The 21,228-nt window shown below is 64.7% G+C and carries 23 protein-coding genes and 1 tRNA gene; 11 read left to right on the forward strand and 13 right to left on the reverse strand.

Annotated features, from left to right (window positions below; translation table 11 throughout):
* Positions 1-80 precede the first annotated feature (80 nt).
* The 5 genes from tssK to AC06FE_RS00115 all read left to right on the forward strand — a co-directional run bounded on the left by tssK (position 81) and on the right by AC06FE_RS00115 (position 6,423).
* The gene (gene tssK / locus AC06FE_RS00095; RefSeq protein WP_478071911.1) at positions 81-1,415 is read left to right on the forward strand and encodes a type VI secretion system baseplate subunit TssK; all 1,335 of its coding nucleotides are present in this window, start codon (positions 81-83) and stop codon (positions 1,413-1,415) included.
* Complete coding sequence (icmH, locus tag AC06FE_RS00100; RefSeq protein WP_425603734.1) at positions 1,415-2,206, forward strand: type IVB secretion system protein IcmH/DotU; 792 nt, start codon at positions 1,415-1,417, stop codon at positions 2,204-2,206. Before tssK ends, icmH begins: the two co-directional genes overlap by 1 nt.
* 10 nt (positions 2,207-2,216) lie before the next feature.
* Positions 2,217-4,739 (forward strand): type VI secretion system Vgr family protein, encoded by a 2,523-nt coding sequence (locus tag AC06FE_RS00105; protein ID WP_478071912.1) that lies wholly within the window; start codon positions 2,217-2,219, stop codon positions 4,737-4,739.
* A gap of 518 nt (positions 4,740-5,257) precedes the next feature.
* Entirely contained in the window at positions 5,258-5,488 is a 231-nt protein-coding gene (locus AC06FE_RS00110) for a DUF1653 domain-containing protein (RefSeq protein WP_478071913.1), read from the forward strand.
* Between the two features lie 155 nt (positions 5,489-5,643).
* Entirely contained in the window at positions 5,644-6,423 is a 780-nt protein-coding gene (locus AC06FE_RS00115) for a DUF3011 domain-containing protein (protein ID WP_478071914.1), read from the forward strand.
* Between the two features lie 95 nt (positions 6,424-6,518).
* Here the strand turns inward: AC06FE_RS00115 and AC06FE_RS00120 are convergent, their stop codons facing one another.
* The gene (locus AC06FE_RS00120) at positions 6,519-6,713 is read right to left on the reverse strand and encodes a hypothetical protein (RefSeq protein WP_192288481.1); all 195 of its coding nucleotides are present in this window, start codon (positions 6,711-6,713) and stop codon (positions 6,519-6,521) included.
* A 388-nt stretch (positions 6,714-7,101) separates the two neighbouring features.
* Between AC06FE_RS00120 and AC06FE_RS00125 the strand changes: the two genes are divergently transcribed.
* On the forward strand, positions 7,102-7,557 hold the full coding sequence (locus AC06FE_RS00125) for an N-acetyltransferase family protein (protein ID WP_478071915.1): 456 nt from the start codon (positions 7,102-7,104) through the stop codon (positions 7,555-7,557).
* A 100-nt stretch (positions 7,558-7,657) separates the two neighbouring features.
* On the opposite strand, the gene AC06FE_RS00130 is transcribed toward AC06FE_RS00125, so the two are convergent.
* On the reverse strand, positions 7,658-8,209 hold the full coding sequence (locus AC06FE_RS00130) for a hypothetical protein (protein ID WP_478071916.1): 552 nt from the start codon (positions 8,207-8,209) through the stop codon (positions 7,658-7,660).
* 535 nt (positions 8,210-8,744) lie between these two features.
* Here AC06FE_RS00130 and AC06FE_RS00135 point away from each other — a divergent pair.
* From AC06FE_RS00135 to AC06FE_RS00145, 3 genes are all read left to right on the forward strand, one after another.
* Positions 8,745-9,128, forward strand: a complete 384-nt coding sequence (locus tag AC06FE_RS00135) for a nuclear transport factor 2 family protein (protein ID WP_478071917.1) — start codon at positions 8,745-8,747, stop codon at positions 9,126-9,128.
* Positions 9,129-9,915: 787 nt separating this feature from the next.
* Complete coding sequence (locus AC06FE_RS00140) at positions 9,916-10,278, forward strand: MafI2 family immunity protein (protein ID WP_478071918.1); 363 nt, start codon at positions 9,916-9,918, stop codon at positions 10,276-10,278.
* Between the two features lie 3 nt (positions 10,279-10,281).
* Positions 10,282-10,662 (forward strand): hypothetical protein, encoded by a 381-nt coding sequence (locus tag AC06FE_RS00145; protein WP_446540583.1) that lies wholly within the window; start codon positions 10,282-10,284, stop codon positions 10,660-10,662.
* A gap of 404 nt (positions 10,663-11,066) precedes the next feature.
* Here AC06FE_RS00145 and AC06FE_RS00150 read toward each other — a convergent pair.
* A tRNA-Leu gene (locus tag AC06FE_RS00150) sits at positions 11,067-11,153 on the reverse strand.
* Positions 11,154-11,282: 129 nt separating this feature from the next.
* On the opposite strand from AC06FE_RS00150, the gene AC06FE_RS00155 reads away from it, so the two are divergent.
* A complete protein-coding gene (locus tag AC06FE_RS00155) occupies positions 11,283-11,651 on the forward strand; it encodes a response regulator (RefSeq protein ID WP_132864122.1) in 369 nt (122 codons plus the stop codon).
* Between the two features lie 85 nt (positions 11,652-11,736).
* Here the strand turns inward: AC06FE_RS00155 and AC06FE_RS00160 are convergent, their stop codons facing one another.
* The 7 genes from AC06FE_RS00160 to AC06FE_RS00190 form a co-directional block, all read right to left on the reverse strand.
* A complete protein-coding gene (locus AC06FE_RS00160) occupies positions 11,737-14,106 on the reverse strand; it encodes a Tex family protein (protein WP_478072352.1) in 2,370 nt (789 codons plus the stop codon).
* Between the two features lie 115 nt (positions 14,107-14,221).
* Complete coding sequence (locus AC06FE_RS00165; protein ID WP_132864124.1) at positions 14,222-14,437, reverse strand: hypothetical protein; 216 nt, start codon at positions 14,435-14,437, stop codon at positions 14,222-14,224.
* Between the two features lie 122 nt (positions 14,438-14,559).
* A complete protein-coding gene (locus tag AC06FE_RS00170) occupies positions 14,560-15,027 on the reverse strand; it encodes a hypothetical protein (RefSeq protein WP_478071919.1) in 468 nt (155 codons plus the stop codon).
* 8 nt (positions 15,028-15,035) lie between these two features.
* On the reverse strand, positions 15,036-15,410 hold the full coding sequence (locus AC06FE_RS00175; protein WP_192288475.1) for a YfeK family protein: 375 nt from the start codon (positions 15,408-15,410) through the stop codon (positions 15,036-15,038).
* A complete protein-coding gene (gene phaC, locus AC06FE_RS00180; protein WP_192288474.1) occupies positions 15,410-16,477 on the reverse strand; it encodes a class III poly(R)-hydroxyalkanoic acid synthase subunit PhaC in 1,068 nt (355 codons plus the stop codon). The genes AC06FE_RS00175 and phaC overlap by 1 nt, the downstream gene beginning before the upstream one ends.
* Positions 16,474-17,541, reverse strand: coding sequence for a class III poly(R)-hydroxyalkanoic acid synthase subunit PhaE (gene phaE / locus AC06FE_RS00185; RefSeq protein ID WP_478071920.1), 1,068 nt, complete (start codon positions 17,539-17,541; stop codon positions 16,474-16,476). The genes phaC and phaE overlap by 4 nt, the downstream gene beginning before the upstream one ends.
* Positions 17,542-17,594: 53 nt before the next feature.
* On the reverse strand, positions 17,595-18,209 hold the full coding sequence (locus AC06FE_RS00190; RefSeq protein ID WP_192288472.1) for a CDP-alcohol phosphatidyltransferase family protein: 615 nt from the start codon (positions 18,207-18,209) through the stop codon (positions 17,595-17,597).
* A gap of 164 nt (positions 18,210-18,373) precedes the next feature.
* On the opposite strand from AC06FE_RS00190, the gene AC06FE_RS00195 reads away from it, so the two are divergent.
* Positions 18,374-19,021: a class I SAM-dependent methyltransferase gene (locus AC06FE_RS00195; RefSeq protein ID WP_478071921.1), complete on the forward strand. Its 648-nt coding sequence runs from the start codon at positions 18,374-18,376 to the stop codon at positions 19,019-19,021.
* A 3-nt stretch (positions 19,022-19,024) separates the two neighbouring features.
* On the opposite strand, the gene AC06FE_RS00200 is transcribed toward AC06FE_RS00195, so the two are convergent.
* From AC06FE_RS00200 to ppsR, 3 genes are all read right to left on the reverse strand, one after another.
* Positions 19,025-19,513: an NUDIX hydrolase gene (locus tag AC06FE_RS00200; protein ID WP_192288470.1), complete on the reverse strand. Its 489-nt coding sequence runs from the start codon at positions 19,511-19,513 to the stop codon at positions 19,025-19,027.
* Positions 19,514-19,566: 53 nt separating this feature from the next.
* Positions 19,567-20,073 (reverse strand): DUF1249 domain-containing protein, encoded by a 507-nt coding sequence (locus AC06FE_RS00205; protein WP_478071922.1) that lies wholly within the window; start codon positions 20,071-20,073, stop codon positions 19,567-19,569.
* 215 nt (positions 20,074-20,288) lie between these two features.
* Positions 20,289-21,110, reverse strand: a complete 822-nt coding sequence (ppsR, locus tag AC06FE_RS00210) for a posphoenolpyruvate synthetase regulatory kinase/phosphorylase PpsR (protein WP_132864133.1) — start codon at positions 21,108-21,110, stop codon at positions 20,289-20,291.
* Between the last annotated feature and the right edge of the window lie 118 nt (positions 21,111-21,228).

Consider the following 21,228-nt stretch of genomic DNA (forward strand, 5'->3'; position numbering starts at 1 on the left):
TTCGCATGCGACGCTCGACGGATAGGGGCCGTCGATTCAACGGGATTTCCAAGGATTGAAATGTGGCTTACGTAAGCAGGATGTCCAAAGTTCTCTGGGGTGAAGGCCTGTTCCTGCGCCCCCAGCATTTCCAGCGGCAGGACGCCTACTACGAGGCACGCCTGCAGGATCTTTCGCACACACTTCACCCCTACGGCTGGGGCGCACGCCGCGTCCGCTTCGATCCGCACGCGCTCAACGGCGGTGCGCTGCGTCCACTGGACCTGTCTGCGGTGTTCCCCGATGGCGAGACCTACGACGCGCCCGCGCACGACAGCCTCCCCGATGCCGTTTCGCTGCAGGGCCTGCCACAGGGCGTGCAATCCACGGTGATCCACCTGGCGTTGCCGCTGCTGCGTGACGACGGCAACAACTGCGGCGATGCCGAAGGTACCCAGCTCGCGCGCTACCGGCAGGCCAACCAGGTCACCGGCGATCTGTTCACCGATGCCGCCGAAGCCGAGCTGGCCTACCTGAGCAAAGCGGTGAAGCTGCTCACCGATGACCAGCCGCGCGACGCCTACGCCACCGTGCCGATCGCCCGTATCCGCCGCACGTCCAGCGGCGGCTTCGAGCTGGACGACGAATTCATCCCGCCGTGCGCGCAGTTGCAGGCCTCGCCCTACCTCCATCGCGAACTGCGCTCGGTGCTCGACGCCCTGCAGGCCAAGGTCGACGCGCTGTACGGCCTGCACCGGCAGACCTCGCAGAACATCATCGAGTTCCGCTCCGGCGACATTGCCTCGTTCTGGCTGCTGCACACCATCAACACCTCCTTCAGTGCGTTGGCGCACCTGCTGCACCATCCGCAGCTGCATCCCGAGCGCCTGCACCAGGAGTTGCTGCGCATGGCCGGCGCATTGCTCACCTTCTCCAACGCCTATGCACTGAGCGACCTGCCGGTGTACCGCCACGACCAACCGGAAGAGTCGTTCCGCAGGTTGCTGGACATCGTGCGCGCACTGCTGGATACGGTGATCTCCACGCGTTACTTCAAGATCGCGCTGAGCGAGGTGAAGCCGTCCTATCACCTGGGCCGGCTGGACTCGCAGCGCATCGATGGAAACGCCTCGTTCTACCTGTCCGTGTCGGCGGCCCTGCCCGCCCAGGAACTCATCCAGACCGTCCCGGTCCGGTTCAAGGTCGGCGCACCGGACGACGTGGAGAAGTGCGTGCTGTCCGCGCTGCCCGGCGTCAAGCTCGCGCACGCCGCCCAGGTGCCTGCCGCCATCCCGGTACGCCCGGGCAGCCATTACTTCGAACTGGATGCGCGCGGCGCGCTGTATGAGCGCATGCTCAAGGCGCAGTCGCTGATGATCTACGTGCCGGCCGGCATTACCGACCTGAAGATGGAACTTGTCGCGGTGACCTCATGATGAACTCCCAGCTTCCCCCGACCCCCGGGCCGATGCCGTCGCTGACCTCCAACGCGACGATGGCCAATGCCACGCCCAATGCCGCCGCGCCGCAAAGCCTGCTGGACCTGATGTCCGATGGCTTCTACCTGCTGCTGCTGCTCAAGCGCGGCCAGTTGCCGAACGACGCCGAGTCGTTCGTACAGACCGTGCAGAAATTCCTGGATGGCGTGGAACGCAACGCCATGCGCCTGGGGATCTCGTCCGAGGACGTCTATGCGTCCAAGTACGCGTTCTGCGCGGCCGTGGACGAGGCGATCCTGTCACAGCCCTCGGCACTGCATGAGGTCTGGGAACGCAACCCGCTGCAGCTGCGGCTGTTTGGCGAGCACCTGGCCGGCGAGCACTTCTTCGACCGGCTGGAGGAACTGCGGCGCCAGGGCGCTCCCCGGCTGCCGTCGCTCGAGGTCTACCACTACTGCCTGCTGATGGGCTTCGAAGGCAAGTACCGCCTGGAAGGCACTGAGAAGCTTGGCTACCTCACCGCGCGGCTCGGCGACGAAATCGTGTACCTCAAGGGCAAGCGCCACGGCTTCGCACCGCACGCCCTGCCGCCGGACAGCGTGCGCCACCAGCTGCGCCGCGTGATCCCGATGTGGCTGCCGGCGGTGCTGGTCGGCTGCTTCGGCGTGCTGGCCTTCTTCGGCCTGCGGTTCTACATGGGCCATGAAACCCAGAAGCAGCTGGCCGCCTACAACGATGTGGTGCAGATGCCGGAACGCACGGCCCACATCACGATCACCCTGCCATGAGCCTGCCGATATGGATATCCCAAGCTCCACCCTGCTCGCCTCCCTCTCCAAGCTTTCGCATCGTGATCGCCTGATCCGCCTGCAGGGCATTTCGGATGCACTGGTGGTGGAGCGCTTCGAGGGCGAGGAAAGCGTCTGCGGCGACACCCGCTTCCAGATCGACTGCCTGGCCACCGATGCCTCCCTCGATACCGAGGCCTGGCTGGAACAGCCGCTCACCCTGCAGCTCAGCCAGGCCGATGGCAGCACGCGTCAGTGGCACGGCCTGTGCACGGCCACCGCGCTACTGGGCAGCGACGGCGGCCTGGCGCGCTACCGGCTGGTGATGGAGCCATGGACCGCGTTGCTCGGCCTGCGCCGCAACGCCGTGATCTTCCAGGACATCGATACGCGTGCCATCTGCGAGGCCATCTTCGCCGACTACCCGCAGGCGGACTATCGCTTTGACGTGAAGGCCAGCCTCCCCCGCCGCGCCGTCACCACGCAGTACCGCGAGACCGACGGCGAGTTCATCAACCGCCTGCTCGCCGAAGCTGGCCTGGCCTGGCGGATCGAGCAGAACCAGGACGGTGATGGCAAGCACCAGCTGGTGATCTACGAGCCCGCCAGCGAGCTGGCCGACCTTGGCACGATCCGCTTCCATCGCGCCCATGCCACCGAGAGCAGCGATGGCATCACGCAGTTTTCGGAGCGACGGCAACTGGTTCCCAACATCAGCACGACCTCCAGCTGGCATAGCGAGAAGCTTGTCGCCGTCGCTGCGCAACTGGAAGCCGATGCCGGCAACCTGCCCCCGCTGGAGGTCTACGTGCAGCCGCGCGCCGGCCGCTTCAACGAGGCGCAATGGGCCGAAGACGAGGCGCAGGCACGACTGGACGCCCTGCGCGTGCCGCAGCAGTTGTTCAGCGGCGGCGGCAGCGAACGTCGCCTTGCCGCGGGCAGCCGCTTCGCCCTGGCCCAGCACCCCCAGCATGAAGGGCAGTCCCTTCACCTGCTGTCGGTCCAGCACGTCGCGGTCAACAATCTGGAACATGGCATCGCCGAACTGCTCGGCAGCGCGGAACTGGAGCGTGGCAGCTACCGCAACCAGTTCCTCGCCACCGACGCACAGGTAGCCATCCGCGCCTTGCCGCAGGACCGCCCCACCCTGCACGGCCCACAATCCGCGCGCGTAGTTGGCGTCGCTGACGCCGCACTCAGCCCCAATCGCGAGCACCAGGTCCGCGTGCAGTTCAATTGGCAGCGCGGCGCGCAGCCCAACAGCGGCGGCCTGAGCGATACCGGCAGTACCCAGGACGGCCATGCCCCCGGTGACCAGACCACCGGCAGCTGGGTTCCCGTTGCCGAATGGGTGGCCGGCCCCAACTGGGGCACGGCATTCCTGCCGCGCATTGGCAGCGAGGTGCTCGTTGAATTCCTTCACGGCGACATCGACCAGCCACGCGTGACCGGCCAGCTGTACAACGGGGAAGTTGCGCCGCCCTTCGGTGGCGGCGTGGACGAAGACGCCAAGCACCCTGGCGTGCTGAGCGGCCTGCACACCACCTCGCATGATGGCGGCGGCAGCCAGCAATGGGTGATCGACGATACGCCCGGGCAGCTGCGCACCCGCTTGCACAGCTCCTTGGCCGACAGCCGCCTGGAACTGGGCTACCTGATCGAACACCAGAACACCTCGCGCGGAAACCTGCGCGGTGAAGGGTTCGAACTGGCCACCACGGGCTGGGGCAATGTGCATGCCGCCGAAGGCATGCTGCTGTCGGCAAGCGCGCAGGAGCGTGCTGCCAACACCGTGATGGAGAATGCCAGCGTCGTTTCCCAGCTCAAGGGCGCCGAGCGCAGCCTGGACGCCATGCAGCAGACGCTCGGCCAGCAGCAGGTGCCCGGCCTCAGTGCCTGGCAGCAGACCGGCAAACTGCGCGAGCTGATCGACCCCGAGCAACAGGGCCGTTACCAAGGTGAGGTCAACGGGCAATCCGCATTCAAGCCTGACGACGGCCGCACCCCCGGCGACACGCCGGTCGAACGCTTCGGCAAGCCGCTCCTGCTGGCCGAAGCACCGCATCACGTTGCATGGACCACCCCGGCCAGCGCCGTGGCCTTCGCCGGCCAGAACCTGGAACTGACCGTACAACAGGACCTGCATGCCAACGCCGGCGAAACACTGGCCTCGGTGTCCGGCGGCAGTGTTTCCCTGTTCTCGCAGGCCGGCCCGTTGCGGGTCATCGCCGCGCAGGGGCCGGTCAGCCTGCAGGCCAATGACGGTGAACTGGAACTGCTCGCCGAGCAGGCACTCACGGTGACCGCCACCGACAAGCGCATCGACGTGCTCGCCCAGAGCAAGGTGGTGCTGCAGGCCGGCAGCAGTGCGATCACGCTGGAGGGCGGCGACATCACGTTCAGTTGCCCGGGCGAGTTCACCGTCAAGGCAAGCGAGCATCCGTTCATGGGAGGGCAAAGCGATGCTGCGGGTCTGGACGCACTGCCACGTGGCCTGACCGACGCAGCGCGAAAGTTCTCTTTTTCCAGCTAGGCACGACTCTCCAGCCATCCCGAGCCGCCATCCTTGGCCGCTGCGATGCCGTAGCGGATGAGCGCAATGCTTCAATCAAGCGACAGCCGCTCGTTGAAGCACAGAGGGAGTTGGGTTGAAAGCTCCCGTATGAGGCAACGGTGGTACGCCGTTGCCTCATCACTGGAGTGAAGACACGCACCCTGCGACTCACTCGCCTCGTTCTTGTTCCGCCCTGCACACGCGCGTCACCTGCCGATGTCCTGCTCACAGGCCTGCGTATCCCTCACGGATTCGTCGCGAAGGCAGAAGACCGATACCCGGCCGCCCTCCCGGGACGCGATGCATTGGTACTCTCGACAATGCCGCATTTGTGATCGACGCACGCTGCTTTCCTCACCAATCACGCGTGCATCCGGGGACCTGAGAAAGGTACGGCATGGCCTCCCGCGAACAGCCTCCCCCCCTTTCCTCAAGTTCGGATGCCATCGCTTCCACGGATGCTACGATCCGCTCCCTCCACGCACGGAAGACGCGCCATGACCGACCTGCCACCCCTCCCGCCCCTTCCGCTCGGTCGCTACCGGCATTTCAAAGGAGGCGAATACGAGGTGATCGGCCTTGCCAGGAGCAGCGAGACGCTGGAGCCGCTGGTCCTCTACAAGCCGCTGTATGGAGATCTCGGCATCTGGGCACGGCCTTACGCCATGTTCGTCGAACAGGTCGAGGTGGGCGGCGTGCTGCAACCCCGGTTTGCCCATCAGGAATGAGCCCCGGCTGATCCACGGTGATGGCGGTTGTCGGGCGGCTGCCCCCTGTCGTAAGACGCCTTCCAGATATGGGTTGCACAGGTATCGCCCTGTAAAGACACTCGCCCCAACCTGCTATAGGATTTCCGCACAAACCACCTGCAGGAACTCCGCCCATGCTGCGCTCACTCGCTCTCCCGACCTTAGCGCTTGCCGGACTGCTGGGCCACGCCGCAGCTGTCCAGGCGGCTATTCCGCTGACCAACGCCCTCTGCCCGGGTGACCTTGAAGTCCACGCGGACGAAGGTGGCCCAATCTACGTGAACGGTCGTGAGACCAAGCTCAAGCAATTCAACGAGAACTATTACGAGGCCTTCGACAGCCAGAGCGGCGTGACCCTGTCACTCAGCCGCAAGCCGGACGGCGGCGTGGACCTCTCCTACACGGGGCGCGGGGGTGCAAATGGCGTTTGCGTCGTCGCAAGGCAGATCGTCGCCGGAACCGGGCCCGCCCCCGCAGCAAGCGGGCCCGCCACGTCCAGCGGACTGCCCGCGGAAGTCACCTGCGAATCACGCGGCAGCGAGCAGCAGGAATGCGACATGGATACCCGCGGCAACGTGGAGCTGGTACGCCAACTGAGCCACAGCGCCTGCGTCGAAGGCCAAAGCTGGGGCCTCAACCGCCACTCGATCTGGGTCAAGGACGGCTGCCGTGCCGTGTTCCGCAACAGTTCTTCCGAGGGCCACGCGCCGCACCACGCCAGCGCGAATGGCGGCGTCCAGCTGGGCGCCTGCAACATGCGAGCGAACGCCGACGGCGCCCTGGTCACCCGTGTCCCGGTCAACGACACCTTGGACGAGCTCATCGTGGACTATCCCGATGGTCGCTTCCTGTGCATGGTCACCAAGGAAGGCATGGTCCAATCGCTCACCCGGATCAAGCAGCGCTCGCACTGACGGCGCTCCTCCCTTCGCCTCGAAGCAGAACCCCTCGCAAGAGCGCCGCCGGCACGTAAGCCGGCGGCGTCTTCAAGCAATGCCTTGGGACCGCATCAACCGTTCGGGCACATCAGTTCCAGGCAGCTTTCATAGATGGCCTCGCACTTGTCCTGCGCGGTGCCACGGGCAATGCAGGCGTTATAGCTGTTGAGACAGCCCGTGCCACACCAGGACGCGGAGGCCACTCCCCCGAAAACGGCCATCGACAGGAAGCCACAGGCGACGACGCGCTTGATCCACTTCTTCATGCCACTCTCCTTGTAGGCCTGATCGTTCAGGCAGACAGAGCATAGGACGCGATGTAACGACCATTCTGTTTCGCGGCGCACATTTGCGCCCACCGGCCTGCTTGAGCGTGGGCACGACGTCAATCGAAGCTAGATGATGCCCAGATGCACCCGCAAATCGCCCGCGCAGGTGGCACCATCGCAATCAGAGAAAGTCGGGCCATCACGCAGCAACTTCGTACTCGTAGAACGGGGCCGCGTGCCATCAAGGATGTCGTGGAACACGTGGAGATTGCCGGGGACCAGGGTTCAACCAGACCGGGGCCCCAGCCCTCAGCCCACCAACCACCATGGCTACAATCCGCATGCAGCCCAGCACAACGAGCTGGCAACCAGACGCAGGCATCGCATGAACATTCGTCCCTACCAGAATGCCGATTGGCCCCGCCTCTGCGCGATTCATGACCTGGCCCGCATGGATGAGTTGCGCGAAGCTGGCCTGCAGGATGCATTCATTCCCCTGGAGATCGCCGCCGAGAAAGAAGGTCTCTTTGACTATGACATCCTTGTCGCCGAGAGGAACGGCACTGTTCTGGGCTTCGTCGCCTTCAGTGAGGACGAACTCGCATGGCTGTACGTAGACCCGGGGTCCTACCGCTCCGGCGTCGGAAAACTTTTGACGAAGGCGACGCTGCTGGAACGACCGAACGGACTTTCCATCGAGGTCCTGTCCGGGAATGAGGCCGCATTGGCATTCTACAAATCCGTGGGATTCATGGAATCAGGCATCGCCAACGGACGGATGCCAGGCAACGAGAAGTTCCATGTCACCGTCCACTGCCTGACGTACGCCGGCAACACCTGACTGACGGTTGCAACCGGTCTGCACCCGTGCGCGCAGCGCCTGATGGTCGTCCATCCTGAGCTGGGCGCCATCGCTCTTCTTGACCATCGAAACGAGCGGTCTATGCCTGATTCTTGGGAAAGTTCTGAAGCATGGCTTCATGCGAAAGAGCGGCCTTCTCCCCTTCGTCAAGATACCTCACGCGGTCATGAACGCGACGCCATTCATCAATGGCCTCGCTCCCGAAGTTGCCTCCCAGCCTGCATAGAGGCCATCCCCCATCGGAGCCGTTCCCGATCTGGAACGACAGCGGTGGCGTTTTGATACACGCACTGTCCATACGTCCAAGCACGGACAGATCGGTTGTGACCTTGCGCTTGTAGATGCCAATGCAGACTTCACGACGCTGTCCATACTCGAAGGGCTCGCCGCGGATGCCCCGATGAAATTCAAGTATCGATAGATTGGATGCATCCAACTCCGCGAACGCATAATCGTGCCGGAACACGATGGGGGTTATGCCGATATGGCACGACATGGCGAACATCCCGTCCTCTGCGGACACCTGCAGTACGACCGCCGCCCCCCAATATCCATCACGCGGGTGCGTTTTGATGACGTCGCCCGTATCGAGCAGCAGCTGAGGCTGCTTCGTTGCTTTCAACTTCGTCACAGACGCCTCCAGAAATCCACACACTCATTCCGGCACCACCCTGGGTACTCGTGAGATGGTAGGCCAGCTGGCGAACGCCCTCAATTGCCTGACCGAGGAGCGCACATCTGCAGACACTCATTTCATTGCGAGGCCTGAGTGCGCCCGTTCGGGAGCAGGTTCCGGTTTGGGCTCGGGGATAAGCCCCGGCTCCACGCCGATCCCGATGTACTGCGCCGCCCGCCTGCCGAAAACGACCTTGGCGTCAGGTAGCGACCTCATGCGAGCGTGGGCAGATTTCGGTGTGGACGGCGTTCTGAATGGTCCTGGTTTCTGTGCGCGGCCAGCATTCCGGAGCATGTCTATCGGCGCGAGTTTGGAGCGAGGACAACGTTTGCCGCCAGCTTGCGTCATGCGCTCGCTTGTTGGCTGAGCTCGCCGGCCCTAAGATCAAGTTGTTCTCAGGGAAGCGCGCGTCATGCGGTGCCTCTCGGATAGTCGTGTACCCGGCCCTCTGAGTTCATCTATTTGGCAGCTAGGCCTGCATGGAGAGATCATGAACCCTCAAAGCATGAAGCACCTCATTGCCCGCTACCTGGCTTCCTACAACGCGTTCGACGTTGATGGAATGCTGTCGCTTCTTTCCCAGGATGTTCGCTTCGAGAACTACTCGGGCGACCAACTCACGGCGGCAACAACCGGAGCTGCTGAGTTCAGACAGCTCGCGGAGCAGTCCAAGTTATTGTTCTCTGAGCGCGAGCAACGCATAACGGACTTGGAGTTCGGCCATGACTCCGCCATCGCAACCATTGCGTACCGTGGAACGCTGGCCGCAGACATTCCTAACGGCCCGCTCGCCGGTACTGTTCTTGACCTTCAGGGAAAATCGGAATTCTCATTCGGCAACGGACAAATCACAAAAATCGTTGACCGTAGTTGAGTGCGCGCCCAGGAGGCCAGCCGACGCCGCCAGGCGAAAGCCAAAGTGCCGTGAGCGGCCAACTTTGGCTTCTACCCTGTGCGACCCCAAACGGACATCTGTGCTTCTGCCGGTGCGAGCCTGCAGTAATCGCCGAGCGTATCTCGTTGGGTCCGGTTATACGTCGGCTTGTTAGCCGGACCGAGCAGCCCTAAGATCAAGCCGTATCAAGGGTATAGCCCACCATGCGGTGCTTTGTGGTTAAGTCGTACAACCGGACCCACGGGTCAGTCTATTAGGTAGTTAGGTGCCGTGAGAGTTCCAGATGACATCCACGAGCGAGTTCTTGGCCTTACTACCGACATTCTCAACACCTGGGAGCCGGACTATAGAAGAGCCAGATGGCGTATCTATGGAGAGTTACGCGATTACTGTGAGTCCGTAGCGATTACGGGGCGAGATCACCCGTTCCTCTGGGAGACCTTGGCTGACTCCACAGTCGATGATCGCACCGCGATTGACATCTACGCCCGCGCCTTCGCACTAGCCATAGCTTCGGGTGCTTCGGAGTACGAAGCTTCGATTCTCTTCGCCCTAGCCGAGCGGCACTCAAATCTTGGCGAGGTATCAGTGGCCTATGATTACGCCTTTCAAGCAAATGAGCGCGCCATGCGCACCGGCGACCTAGATCTTCGGCGAGATGTCAGTCAGTTCTTGCTCGATCATTCGGGTGTCCCGGCGGGGAACCTAACAATTCATTCAAGCCGAACCCGCTTCGCGGGTCGGCTCAATTCCAGAGTTAGGCCGCATGGATAGTACGTCGCGTCAGTCGCTCATACTTTCGTTGCTCCGGGGTCTTTTGGGCGAGGTTCACCCTGAGTTGCGTCAAGCCTCAATCGAGACCGACGGAGACGCGCATATCGTTCGCGTCCGATTTGAGTACGACGGAGATGCCCATGGGCCTGCTCAAGAGAGCTGCTCCTGTGCGGCTGGAGAAGTCATCGGAGATTTTCCGGCGCCATGGGGTCTCGATGAACAACACGTGGCTGCGCCGTTGCCTCGCGTTTTATCTCCCCTGCGATACGTTGTTTACCGTCGCTGGGAGCACGAGGGTGCGGCCGCGCCATACATCCAAGCCGAACTCGCTTCGCGGGTGAAAAATTCAGGGTAGGAGATGAAGATCTTTCGCCGTCAGTTGATGTACGTTCAAGTTCACCAAGACCACTTCATTGCTCGTGCCGTCGGTGGAGACAGGACAATTCGCCGCCAGTGCCACGCTCTTGGCAATCGTGCGGGTCCAATCAGGAACTTCTCAACCATCCGGTCTCAGCTCAAAGAAATATTCTCAGAACTCAAGTCCGGCTTCTCGCTCGTCAAGCCATGGGCGCTTTTGCATTTTGATCCAGTCGAGTACCCGGTCACAAAGGAAGAGCTCGCTGAATTCCAAGCGGTTGCTATGCGTAGCGGCGTGAGCTTCTGCTTGCTCTCCACTTGGGAACACCAACACGAAGACAAGGACTTGCTGACCATCTTGGGGCAGGGTCCGACCAAGTAACTTAAAGCCGCGGCGCAGCGCGGCTGGTTTTGAGAATTCGAACGTCTGCTTCTGGCCGATAGCGGCCTCCTCCGCTGAACCAAGCATCGCTCTGCGTCACGGCGACGTCGGCCCCTCGGGCTCTACGGCCGGCTCTGCGCCGATCCCGAAGTGCTGCGCCGCACGTCGGCCGTAAGCGACCTTGATGCCCGCAAGGATCACCGCGGCCGGCGATACGGCCATATCCGGCAGACTCAGAGGCAGTTCGGGCACACCACAGCGTCAATGACCGAGCACCACACCCGGAAGCGCAAGGGCGACAAGGTGACTCCAACCAAATGAGATTGCGGAGCGGCTTCGATATTGCGAAGCAGCCGACCCAAATCGCAGGCAAAGAAAAAGGCACCTAAGTGCCTGTTTTCAAATGGTGCCGAAGGTGGGACTCGAACCCACACGCTTTTAAGGGCGGCGGATTTTGAATCCGCTGCGTCTACCGATTCCGCCACTTCGGCTGGCCGGAGCGGGAGTATAGCGGACGCATCGGCGATTGGGCAGCCTCTGCGGCACAATTTTTGTGTAATGGGAGTTTCGCCGACTGGCTATACTTGTTTCGACTGACTGATCAAGGGTACAGGCAAGCGATGACCTCGCTTCAGGACGTGCAGGTGCTCGTCGTCGAGAACGACGAGCTGAATGCCATGCTGCTGCAGCTGCAGCTGGAAGGTGAAGGCATGCACGTGGCCGGCGTGGCCCCGTCCGTGGCCGATGCCCTGCGCCTTGTCGAGGAGCTGCAGCCGCAGGTCGTGTTCCTCGACTACTGGCTGGCCCGCAACGAGAACAGCACCCCGGTGGCCGAACGGCTGGTGGCGCTGGGCACGCCCTTCCTGGTCGCGACGGGCATGGATATCAGCCAGTTGCCGGCCGTGTTCAACGCGGGAATCAAGCTGCGCAAACCCTATACCGGCGCGGACCTCGGCGCCGCATTGCGCAGGGCGCTGGCGCCGGCCTGAGCCGCCGCAGGCGCTGACGACGCCCGGACTCCTTCCGCTCGCCCGCCTCCTCCCGTTACCGGGAGAAGGCATGCTCCGCCTCGCTTCAGCCCTTGCGGGCCTTGGCAAAGGCCTCGGCCAGGGCGTTGTTGATCGGCGGCGCCGATTGCGCCGGGCGCGGGTTGCCATTGCCTCCCGGACGTGCGCCGCGGCCGCCATTGCCGCCGTCACGATGCGGCGCCATGCCCTGCCCTGCGCCGCGCTGCTCGCGCTCGGACTTCTTCGGCGCCGGTGCGTCGTCCAGGCGACGGGTCAGGGCGATGCGCTTGCGCGGCACGTCCACCTCCAGCACCTTGACCTTGACGATGTCACCGGCCTTGACCACGTCGCGCGGGTCCTTGACGAAGGTATCCGACAAGGCGGAGATGTGGATCAGGCCATCCTGGTGCACGCCGATGTCGACGAACGCTCCGAAGGCGGCCACGTTGCTGACCACGCCCTCCAGGACCATGCCTTCGCGCAGGTCCTTGATGTCCTCCACGCCTTCGGCAAAGCGCGCCGCCTTGAACTCGGGGCGCGGGTCGCGGCCGGGCTTTTCCATTTCCTTGAGGATGTCGCGCACGGTCGGCACGCCGAACTTTTCATCGGTGAACTGCTCGGCCTTGAGCCCACGCAGGTAGCTGCCGTCGCCCAGAAGCGCCTTGATCGGGCGATCGGCCGCGGCCACGATGCGCTCGACCACCGGATAGGCCTCCGGGTGCACGGCCGAGGCATCCAACGGCTCGTCACCGTCGGCGATGCGCAGGAAGCCCGCACACTGCTCGAACGTCTTGTCACCCAGCCGCGGCACCTTCAGCAGCTCCTTGCGGCGCTTGAACGGGCCGTTCTCGTCGCGGTGGCGCACGATGTTCTCCGCCACCGTCGAGGACAGGCCCGACACGCGCGACAGCAGTGCCGCCGAGGCAGTATTGACGAACACACCGACGGCATTCACGCAGTCCTCCACGCGCGCATCGAGCGCCTTGGCCAGGCGGAACTGGTCCACGTCATGCTGGTACTGGCCCACGCCGATCGCCTTGGGCTCGATCTTTACCAGCTCGGCCAGCGGGTCCTGCAGGCGACGCGCGATGGACACCGCGCCGCGCAGCGAGACGTCCAGGTTCGGGAACTCCCTGGCCGCGAACTCCGAGGCCGAGTACACCGAGGCACCTGCCTCGCTGACCACGACCTTCTGCAGCTTCGGATTGTTGCAGGCCTTGATCACCTCGCCGGCCAGCTTGTCGGTTTCGCGGCTGGCGGTGCCGTTGCCGATGGCGATCAGCTCGACGTTGTACTTGCTGCACAGCTGCTTGAGCGCCTGCAGCGACTGTTCCCACTGGCGACGTGGCTCGTGCGGGTAGATGGTGTCGGTGGCCACCAGCTTGCCGGTGGCGTCGACCACCGCGACCTTGCAGCCGGTGCGGATGCCCGGGTCCAGCCCCAGCACCGTCTTCGGCCCTGCCGGCGCGGCCAGCAGCAAGTCCTTGAGGTTGTCACCGAACACGGCGATCGCCTCGGCCTCGGCCTTCTCGCGGGCCTGGTTGAACAGGTCCAGCAACAGGTGCATGTGCAGTTTGGCGCGCCAGGCCAGGCGGCAGGCATCGAGCAACCAGCGGTCCGCCGGGCGGCCCTTGTCGGCGATGCCGGCCTTGCGCGCCACGCGCCCTTCGGCGTACTGGTGGCCAGCCTCGGCCTCGCTGCCGGGGTCCAGCTCCAGGTACAGGATTTCCTCGCGGCGGGCGCGGAACAACGCCAGCAGGCGATGCGAAGGGATCTTCGCCAGCGATTCGGCATGATCGAAGTAGTCGCGGTACTTGGCGCCTTCGTTCTCCTTGCCTTCGGCCACCCGTGCGCGGATCACGCCGTTCTCGCCCAGCCACTGGCGCAGCTCGCCGACCAGCGCAGCGTCCTCGCCCCAGCGCTCCATCAGGATCGCGCGGGCACCTTCCAGCGCCGCCTTCGCATCGGCCACGCCCTTGTCGGCGTCGATGAATCCTGCAGCAAACGCCTGCGGGTCCCGCGACGGGTCGCCGAGCAGGCCGTCGGCCAACGGGTCCAGCCCCGCTTCGCGGGCGATCTGCGCCTTGGTCCTGCGCTTGGGCTTGTACGGCAGGTACAGGTCTTCCAGCCGGCTCTTGGTATCGGCGGCGAGGATGTCGTTGCGCAATTCCTCGCTCAGCTTGCCCTGCTCGCCGATGCTGGCCAGCACCGCAGCGCGGCGGTCTTCCAGCTCACGCAGGTAGGTCAGCCGCACTTCGAGATTGCGCAACTGGGTGTCATCCAGCCCACCGGTGACTTCCTTGCGGTAGCGGGCAATGAACGGGACGCTGGCACCTTCGTCCAGCAGGGCGATGGCGGCCTTGGCCTGTGCGGTCTGCGCACCGATCTCGGTGGCGATGGTCTGCGCGATCTGCTGCGCGAGCTTGGAATCCTGCATTGCCTGTGTGAGCGCCACGTTCAAGGGGAACCGGCATTCTGGCAACGCAACGCCGCCTGCGGAAGCGGTTGACAGCAAGCGCCGGGCATGCAGCCCGGCGCGTCGTTCGGAAAGCTCAGGCCAGGTGCTGGTTCAGCCGCTGGCTGGCAATGTCATCGCGCAGGTCCTCCAGCACCATGACCCGCATCCGGCCCCGGCCGGTCACATCCAACATCCGCTCCACGTAGACCTCCGGGCCGTTCTCCGTGTCCGCGCGGGTCTTGCTGAAACCATAGGGCAGCACGCCCTTGTCACCGTCCTTGCTGCCACCGATATAAAGAACAACTGCCATGGTGGTTGGTACTCCTCGTAATTCTGCAACGACGCCACGGTACGCGGGTGGGCGTTAGAAGGATGTACACAAAAGGTTCGCGGTGCATGACTGTTGCGTTGCGACACGAAGACAGCGCGCAGTCAGGGCCACCATCCGCGGCCCTGCAACGCATAGCGGTCAGCCGCACGCTCGAAGGGATTGCGCACGCTCACCCCGCCACAGGCGAGGTACACCGGCAGGAATAACGGACCCAGCACCATGTACTGGTAGACATGGGCGCGTTCATGATCACCCAGGCGCACGCGCGGGTGTTCACAACGCCCCGCTCGATGCTCGTAGGTCAGGCACAGACCATCCAGGTCGGGGCCGGTATGCAGGATCACCATGCCCAGCGTGATCGCGCCACCCGGCCCCCATGGCCAGTGCCGGAACACCAGCGCACGTTCGCGACCGCTCCAACGCCCGCGCGCGCCTGCCGCCATGCCGGCCATTCCCGCCAGCAGCCCGATCAGCGTGTTGGGCGAGGTCCAGATCGCTCCCAGCACCTGCAGTGCGGTCACGCCCCATGACGGGGCCGGACGGAACTGCCCGGGCACCTGCCTGGCCATCGGCGCGGCTATCTGCCCGCCGCGCGCAGGCCGCGCAACTGCTGCTGGAACCAGGCCGAGGCATCCTGTTCGGCCGCCCCCGGGCAGGCCACCCGATAGGCACGGCCGCTGATGCTGCTGCGGCTGGCCGCACGCTCGATGAACTGCTCGGGCGTATCGGCCAGGTTGCGCTTGAGCAGGTAGTCGTACTTGCGTTGCAGGTGGGACTTCGCCTCGGCCGCGTCGTGCCAGCTGCCATTGCGCTGGAAACGGCAACCCGAACGCTCCAGCGCCTGCATCAGGCCGCTGATCTCGCGCTGTGCGGCGGCACTGGGCGCGGCGGTGGCCACGGACGAAAGCGCGGCCAAGGCCAGGCCGGCCAGAAGAACGATGCGATGCTTCATCAGCGTTTGCTCAACCAATCGTGGATGGCGCCCGGCACCTCGCGTTGCGCGCGGCCGGACACGTAGATACCGATATGACCACCGCGGAACCCGACCTCGGTGTAGTCGTCGCTGCCCACCTTCCCGCGCATGGCCCGGGATGCCGCTGGCGGCACCAGATGGTCCTGTTCGGCATAGATGTTCAACACCGGCATGCGCAATGCTGCCAGGTGCACCGGTTCGTCACCGATGGTGATGGCGTCGTGCATCAGCCCGTTGCCCTGGTAGAACTGCTTGACGAACTGGCGGAATGCCTCGCCGGCCAGGTCGGGCGAATCGAAGATCCACTTTTCCATGCGCAGGAAATCCTCCAGCGCCTGCTTGTCGTCCAGGATGTCCATCAACCCCACGTACTTCTGCACGTTGAGGCGGAACGGCTTGAGCATCAGGTAGCTGGCATTCATCAGGTCGGCCGGGATGTTGCCCAGCGTGTCGACGAACAGGTCCACGTCCACGTGGCGCGCCCAGTGCGAGAGCATGTTATCCGGCGTCTGGAAGTCGACCGGCGTCACCATCGTGATCAGGTTGCGCACCTTGTGCGGGCGCAGCGCGCCGTAACACAGCGAGAACACGCCGCCCTGGCAGATGCCCAGCAGGTTGACCGGTGCGCCGTGCTGCTGCGCGCGCAGGTGGTCCACCGCGCCGTCGATGTAGCGCAGCAGATAGTCCTCCAGGGTCAGGTAGCGCTCGGAGCGGTCCGGGTAGCCCCAGTCCAGCACGTAGACGTCCTGGCCCAATGCCAGCAGCTTCTGCACCAGCGAGCGGCCGTCCTGCAGGTCCACCATGTAAGGGCGGTTGACCAGCGCATAGACGATCAGCAGCGGGGGCTGCCCGGCGGGCGCCGGCGTGTCGCCGACGAAGCGGTACAGCCTGACCTTGCCGTCGCTCCATACTTCCTCGCGCGCGGTCACGCCGTAATCGACATCGTCCACGCCCGGCAGCAGCTTCAGGCCATCGACCAGCTTGCGCTGCCATTGCAGCGTTTCCTGCAGCAGGTCATCGCTGCCGAAGCCCAGCGGCCCCTTCATGGCGCCCTCCCGCGGCGCGCGGCCGGCTTGCCCGCGGACTTGCCGGTGGCGGCAGCCTTCTTGGCAGCGGCTTTCTTCGCGGCAGGCTTGACCGCCGTCTTCGCTGCGACCGGCGCTACGGTGGTCTTCGCCGGTTTCTTCGGTGCAGGTCGCGGCGCTGCCTTTGGCGCGGCGTCCGGAACAGGCCTGGCCGCCGCATTGAGCAGGCGTCGCACCTGGCGCTCGAGCTCGGCGATGCGCCGGTGTGCGGCATCCATCTCGGTGCGGGTCGGGACGCCCATCAGTTCGCAGGCGCGCTCCAGCTCACTCTGTGAGGCAGCACGCAGGCGCATCTGTGCATTGGCCAGGTCGGCGTAGATGCGCTGGAACTCCTCGGACAACGCCATCTTGCCGTAGGCTTCCTCTGCCGCGTCGATCCACAGGTCGAACATGGCACGCGCACTGGTCAGCTGCGCCCCGGGCGACTCGTGCTCGGCCAGCTTCTGCTCGAAGCGGTTGAAGGCGTCGTCCAGCACTGCGCGGATCGCATCGACATAGTTTTCGGCATGGGCCTGGTACTCGCGCTGCTTCTTCAGCAATGCCTGCCAGCGCGCCTGGTGCTCGCGTGCTGGGCCGAACGCCGGTGCCTCCAGCCATTCATCCCCCAGCCCACCCTGCGCGGCACGTGCGAAGTCACGCACCCAGGGCTGGTCGTTGAGCGCGTTGCCACCACGGGCCGCGCCCAGCATCCATTGCAACAGCGCATCTCCCTGCCCTTGCACGGCCTCGCGCCAGGCGCCGGCGACCTCGGCCGCACTGGTGTCGCGCCCGGCGAACCGCGCCGCGATCTGCTGCATGGTGCCGAACCAGTCGCCGGCCTGGTGCTGGAAACGCCCGCCCAGTTCCTGCACTTCGGGCGGGGTATCGGTGGTGACCAGCCGGGTCCATTGCTCGATGCTCTCGCGCCACGGAAATTCGGCGGCACTGCCTTCGGCGGCCCCCTTCATGCCCTGCGCCCATGCCTCCCAATAACGGCGCATGCCCGCCTCGAAATCACCCTCATCGTTGTTGCCTGACGCGCTCATGCTCGTGTTCCCGGATTGCGCTGCGATGATATCAATGCCCGCACCACGCCATGTCAGGGCTTGGGAATGCGCAGCGTCTTGCTGATCATCAACGAGCCGGACAAGCCGAACAGCAGCACCAGCGGGTGCAGCTGCCACGGGCCCAACTGCCAACTGCCACCCCACAGCGCCGGGCCGATGGCATTGAAGTGCGCCGCCAGCGCCAGCACGATCACCAGCGCCAGGCTGGTCGGAATCGGGGTGCCCTCGAAGTACGGCACCTTGTCGGCATCGCCGGCAATCTCTTCGGCCGTCACGTTGTAGCGGGCCAGGCGACTGACGCCGCAACAGACGAAGTAACTCAGCACCAGCCAGTCCCAGCCCCCCTGCATGCCGCAGGCATAGGCCAGCGCCGCCGGGGCCACGCCGAAGGAGATCACGTCGGCCAACGAATCCAGCTCCCGCCCCAGCGTGGACGAGGACTGGCGCCAGCGCGCCACCCGGCCATCCAGCGCATCGAAGATGAACGCCAGCGGGATCAACGCCATGCCGAACATCAGGAAGCCACGCTCGCCGTCCTGCAGGAAACGCATCGCGGCGAACACCGCGCCGGTACCGCAGAAGGCATTGCCAAGCGTGAACCAGTCCGCCAACTGGAACTCGCGGAGCATCGAAAAGTGACGTTTCATGGGGACTCACGGGACATGGACCCGGACAGGTTACCGCGAGCACCCACGGCCGCGACAGCGCCGTGGCTCGGGCCACCCACCTTGCGTTTACGCAGCGGCGATCGCCATCATCGGCACTGGACCCGCCGCCGCCACGTCCGCCCAAGCCTGAACGGACGACGACGATGCTGGACACCCCCACCCTGGCCGCCCAGTTGCGGCATCCCCATGGCGCGCCTGCGCTGGCCGTGGCCGAGTCGATGAACCGCAGCAACGGCGCGCTCAACCGCACCGCGATCGCATTGCTGGCGGTCCAGGCCAACGAACACGTGCTGGAAATCGGCCCCGGCAACGCAGCCTTCGCCCCACTGCTGCTCAGCGCACCCGGCAGTCGCTATCTGGGCGTCGAACTGTCCAGCGCGATGGTCCACGCCGGCAACAGGCTCCTACGCGACCAGGGGCTGGCCGACCGCGCGCGCCTGCAGACCGGTGACGCGCAGGCGCTTGCCGTGGGTAACGGCGGCTTCGACGCCGCACTGGCCGTGAACACCCTGTACTTCTGGCCGGACCTGCCCAGCGTGCTGGCACAACTGGCCGCTGCGCTGCGCCCCGGGGGCCGGCTATGCCTGGCCTTCGGCGATGCCACGTTCATGCGCACCCTGCCGTTCACTGCCCACGGCTTCCACCTGTACGAACGGGCCCAGGTCGAGCACGCCCTGCGCGCCAGTGGCTTCCCGACCTGGAGGCACCAGACCCATGCCGAAACCGGTACCAGCAATGCGGGGAGCCGTATCGACAAGCAGTTCCACCTGCTGTTGGCCCGGCGCGGCTGACGCTTACAGGCGGGTGAAGCTCCAGGACTGCATCCGGCCATCGCGGTATGGCATCACGCCATGGAACGGACGCGTGTCCTCGTCGAACACCAGCGGCAGGAAATGGCGGTCGCCCTCCCACAGCGGCAGCGATTCCAGCTGGTCCACCGGCACCCACTCCAGCGTGCCTTCGGGGTTGGATTCCAGCGGCGTGCCGGTGTAGTCATCGATGACGAAGATGAAGGCGAACCAGTCCTCGCCATTCTTGCCGAAGCCCGGCCAGCTGAGGGTCCCGCGCAGGCGCGTGGTACCGCATTCGATGCCGGCCTCCTCGCGGATTTCGCGGTGCATGCAGGCCAGGATGTCCTCGTCGGCCTCCATCTTTCCGCCCAGGCCGTTGTACTTGCCCAGATGGATGTCGCCGGGGCGGGTATTGCGGTGGATCATCAACGCCTGCTTACCGTCGGCGGACAACACGTAGCCAAGCGTGGCCATGATCGGGGTGTACGGCATCAGCAACAACCGGAACGGGAAAGCGCCAAGTATGACCGATCCCGCCGCCGGGCTCAGTGCTCCCGCGTGCCGGCAACCCGCAGCGGTGCCTGCGAACCTTCGATGCGACGCAACGTGGCCACGCCGTGGCCGCGCTCGGCCAGGTATTCCAGCCACTTGCCAAGGAAGGTGTTCATGCGCATGCGATGGCTGATCAGTGCATCGGCCGGCGGATACATGCCGACCACGTCCTGCCAGCGCCGGCCCACGTAGCAATGGGTGGCCTCGGCCTGGCGTGCGTCCTGGTACAGGCGGACATAGGCCGACGGATCCGGCTCGCCGGTCAATGGGTCGCAGATGTCGTAGGTCATGCGCAGCTCCACCGTGTAGCGGTGGCATTCGATGACATCCAGGCGCAGGTCCAGCCCGTCGCCGATGCAGGACACGTAGCTGCCCGCGGCCAGGTCCTGCGGCGCGAACAGCCGCACCAGATGGTCATGGTTTTCCGCGTACAGGCCCATCAGCCAGCTCAGACGGCTCAGCCGGGGGATGCGATCAATACGGGAAAGTGCTTGTGCCATGGACTGATCGTACACGCGGCGATGTGTCAGAGGCAGTCTTGTGGATCGGACGCACTGGCGCGCATGCTGGGGTAGTGCCGAGCCATGTCCGGCACGGGGGCATTTCTATCTTCGCCCCCTCCCTTTGGCCGAGCCAAGGGGAGGGTTGGGGAGGGGTGCTTCATTCGCACTGCCCTGTCCATCGCCGGCTTCGCGGCCGGGGCTGCGCCTGCCGGTCAGTACATCTCGCGCTGCAGGCCCAGCGTGGCCAACACCTTGCTGGAGATTTCCTCGATCGAGGTATGCGTGGTGCTCAGGGTCGGGATGCGCTCCATGCGGAACATGGTCTCGGCCGCGGACACTTCCCGCTTGCAGACCTCGGCGCTGGCGTAACGCGAGTTCGGGCGGCGCTCCTGGCGGATCTGCTGCAGGCGCTCCGGGTCGATGGTCAGGCCGAACAGCTTGTTGCGGTACGGGCGCAGCCGTGCCGGCAGGCGGTCCTGCTCCAGGTCTTCCTCGGTCAGCGGGTAGTTGGCCGCGCGGATGCCGTAGTGCATCGCCAGGTAGATGCAGGTCGGGGTCTTGCCAGCACGCGAGACCGCCACCAGCACCACGTCGGCCTCGTCGTAGTTCACCGCGATGCCATCGTCATGGCTGAGCGCGAAGTTCATCGCGTTGATGCGGCGGTGGTAGGTGTCGAAATCGACCATGCCGTGCGCCTGGCCGACCTTGGAATGGCGGGTCGCGTTCAGCTCCTGCTCCAGGGGGCCGATGAACGGCTTGAACACGTCCAGCACCAACGCCCCGCTCTCCTCCAGGATCAGCCCCAGGCTGGAATCCACGCAGGAGCTGACCACGATCGGGCGCACCTGGTAGCGCTCCCCCGCGGCCCGGATCCGGGCCGCGGCGTCATGGGCTTTGTCCGCATCGTCGACAAAGGACATCCGGTCCGTGACAAAGCTGAATCCGGTGAACTGGGTGAGGAGGCTGTGGCCCACGGTTTCGGCGGTGATGCCGGTACCGTCGGAAACGTAGAAAACCGGCCGAATTGCCGACATGCGCGTTCCTTTCGTCTGTAAGTTTCGACCCTGCCCCGGGTGGGGGTCAGGCCCCTGTCCCGGAAAAGACAAGCACAAGACAAAGTATTGTCACAAGCTTGTGCGGGTACGGTGTGCA

The sequence above is a fragment of the Stenotrophomonas sp. Steno-C18 genome, assembly GCF_056393195.1.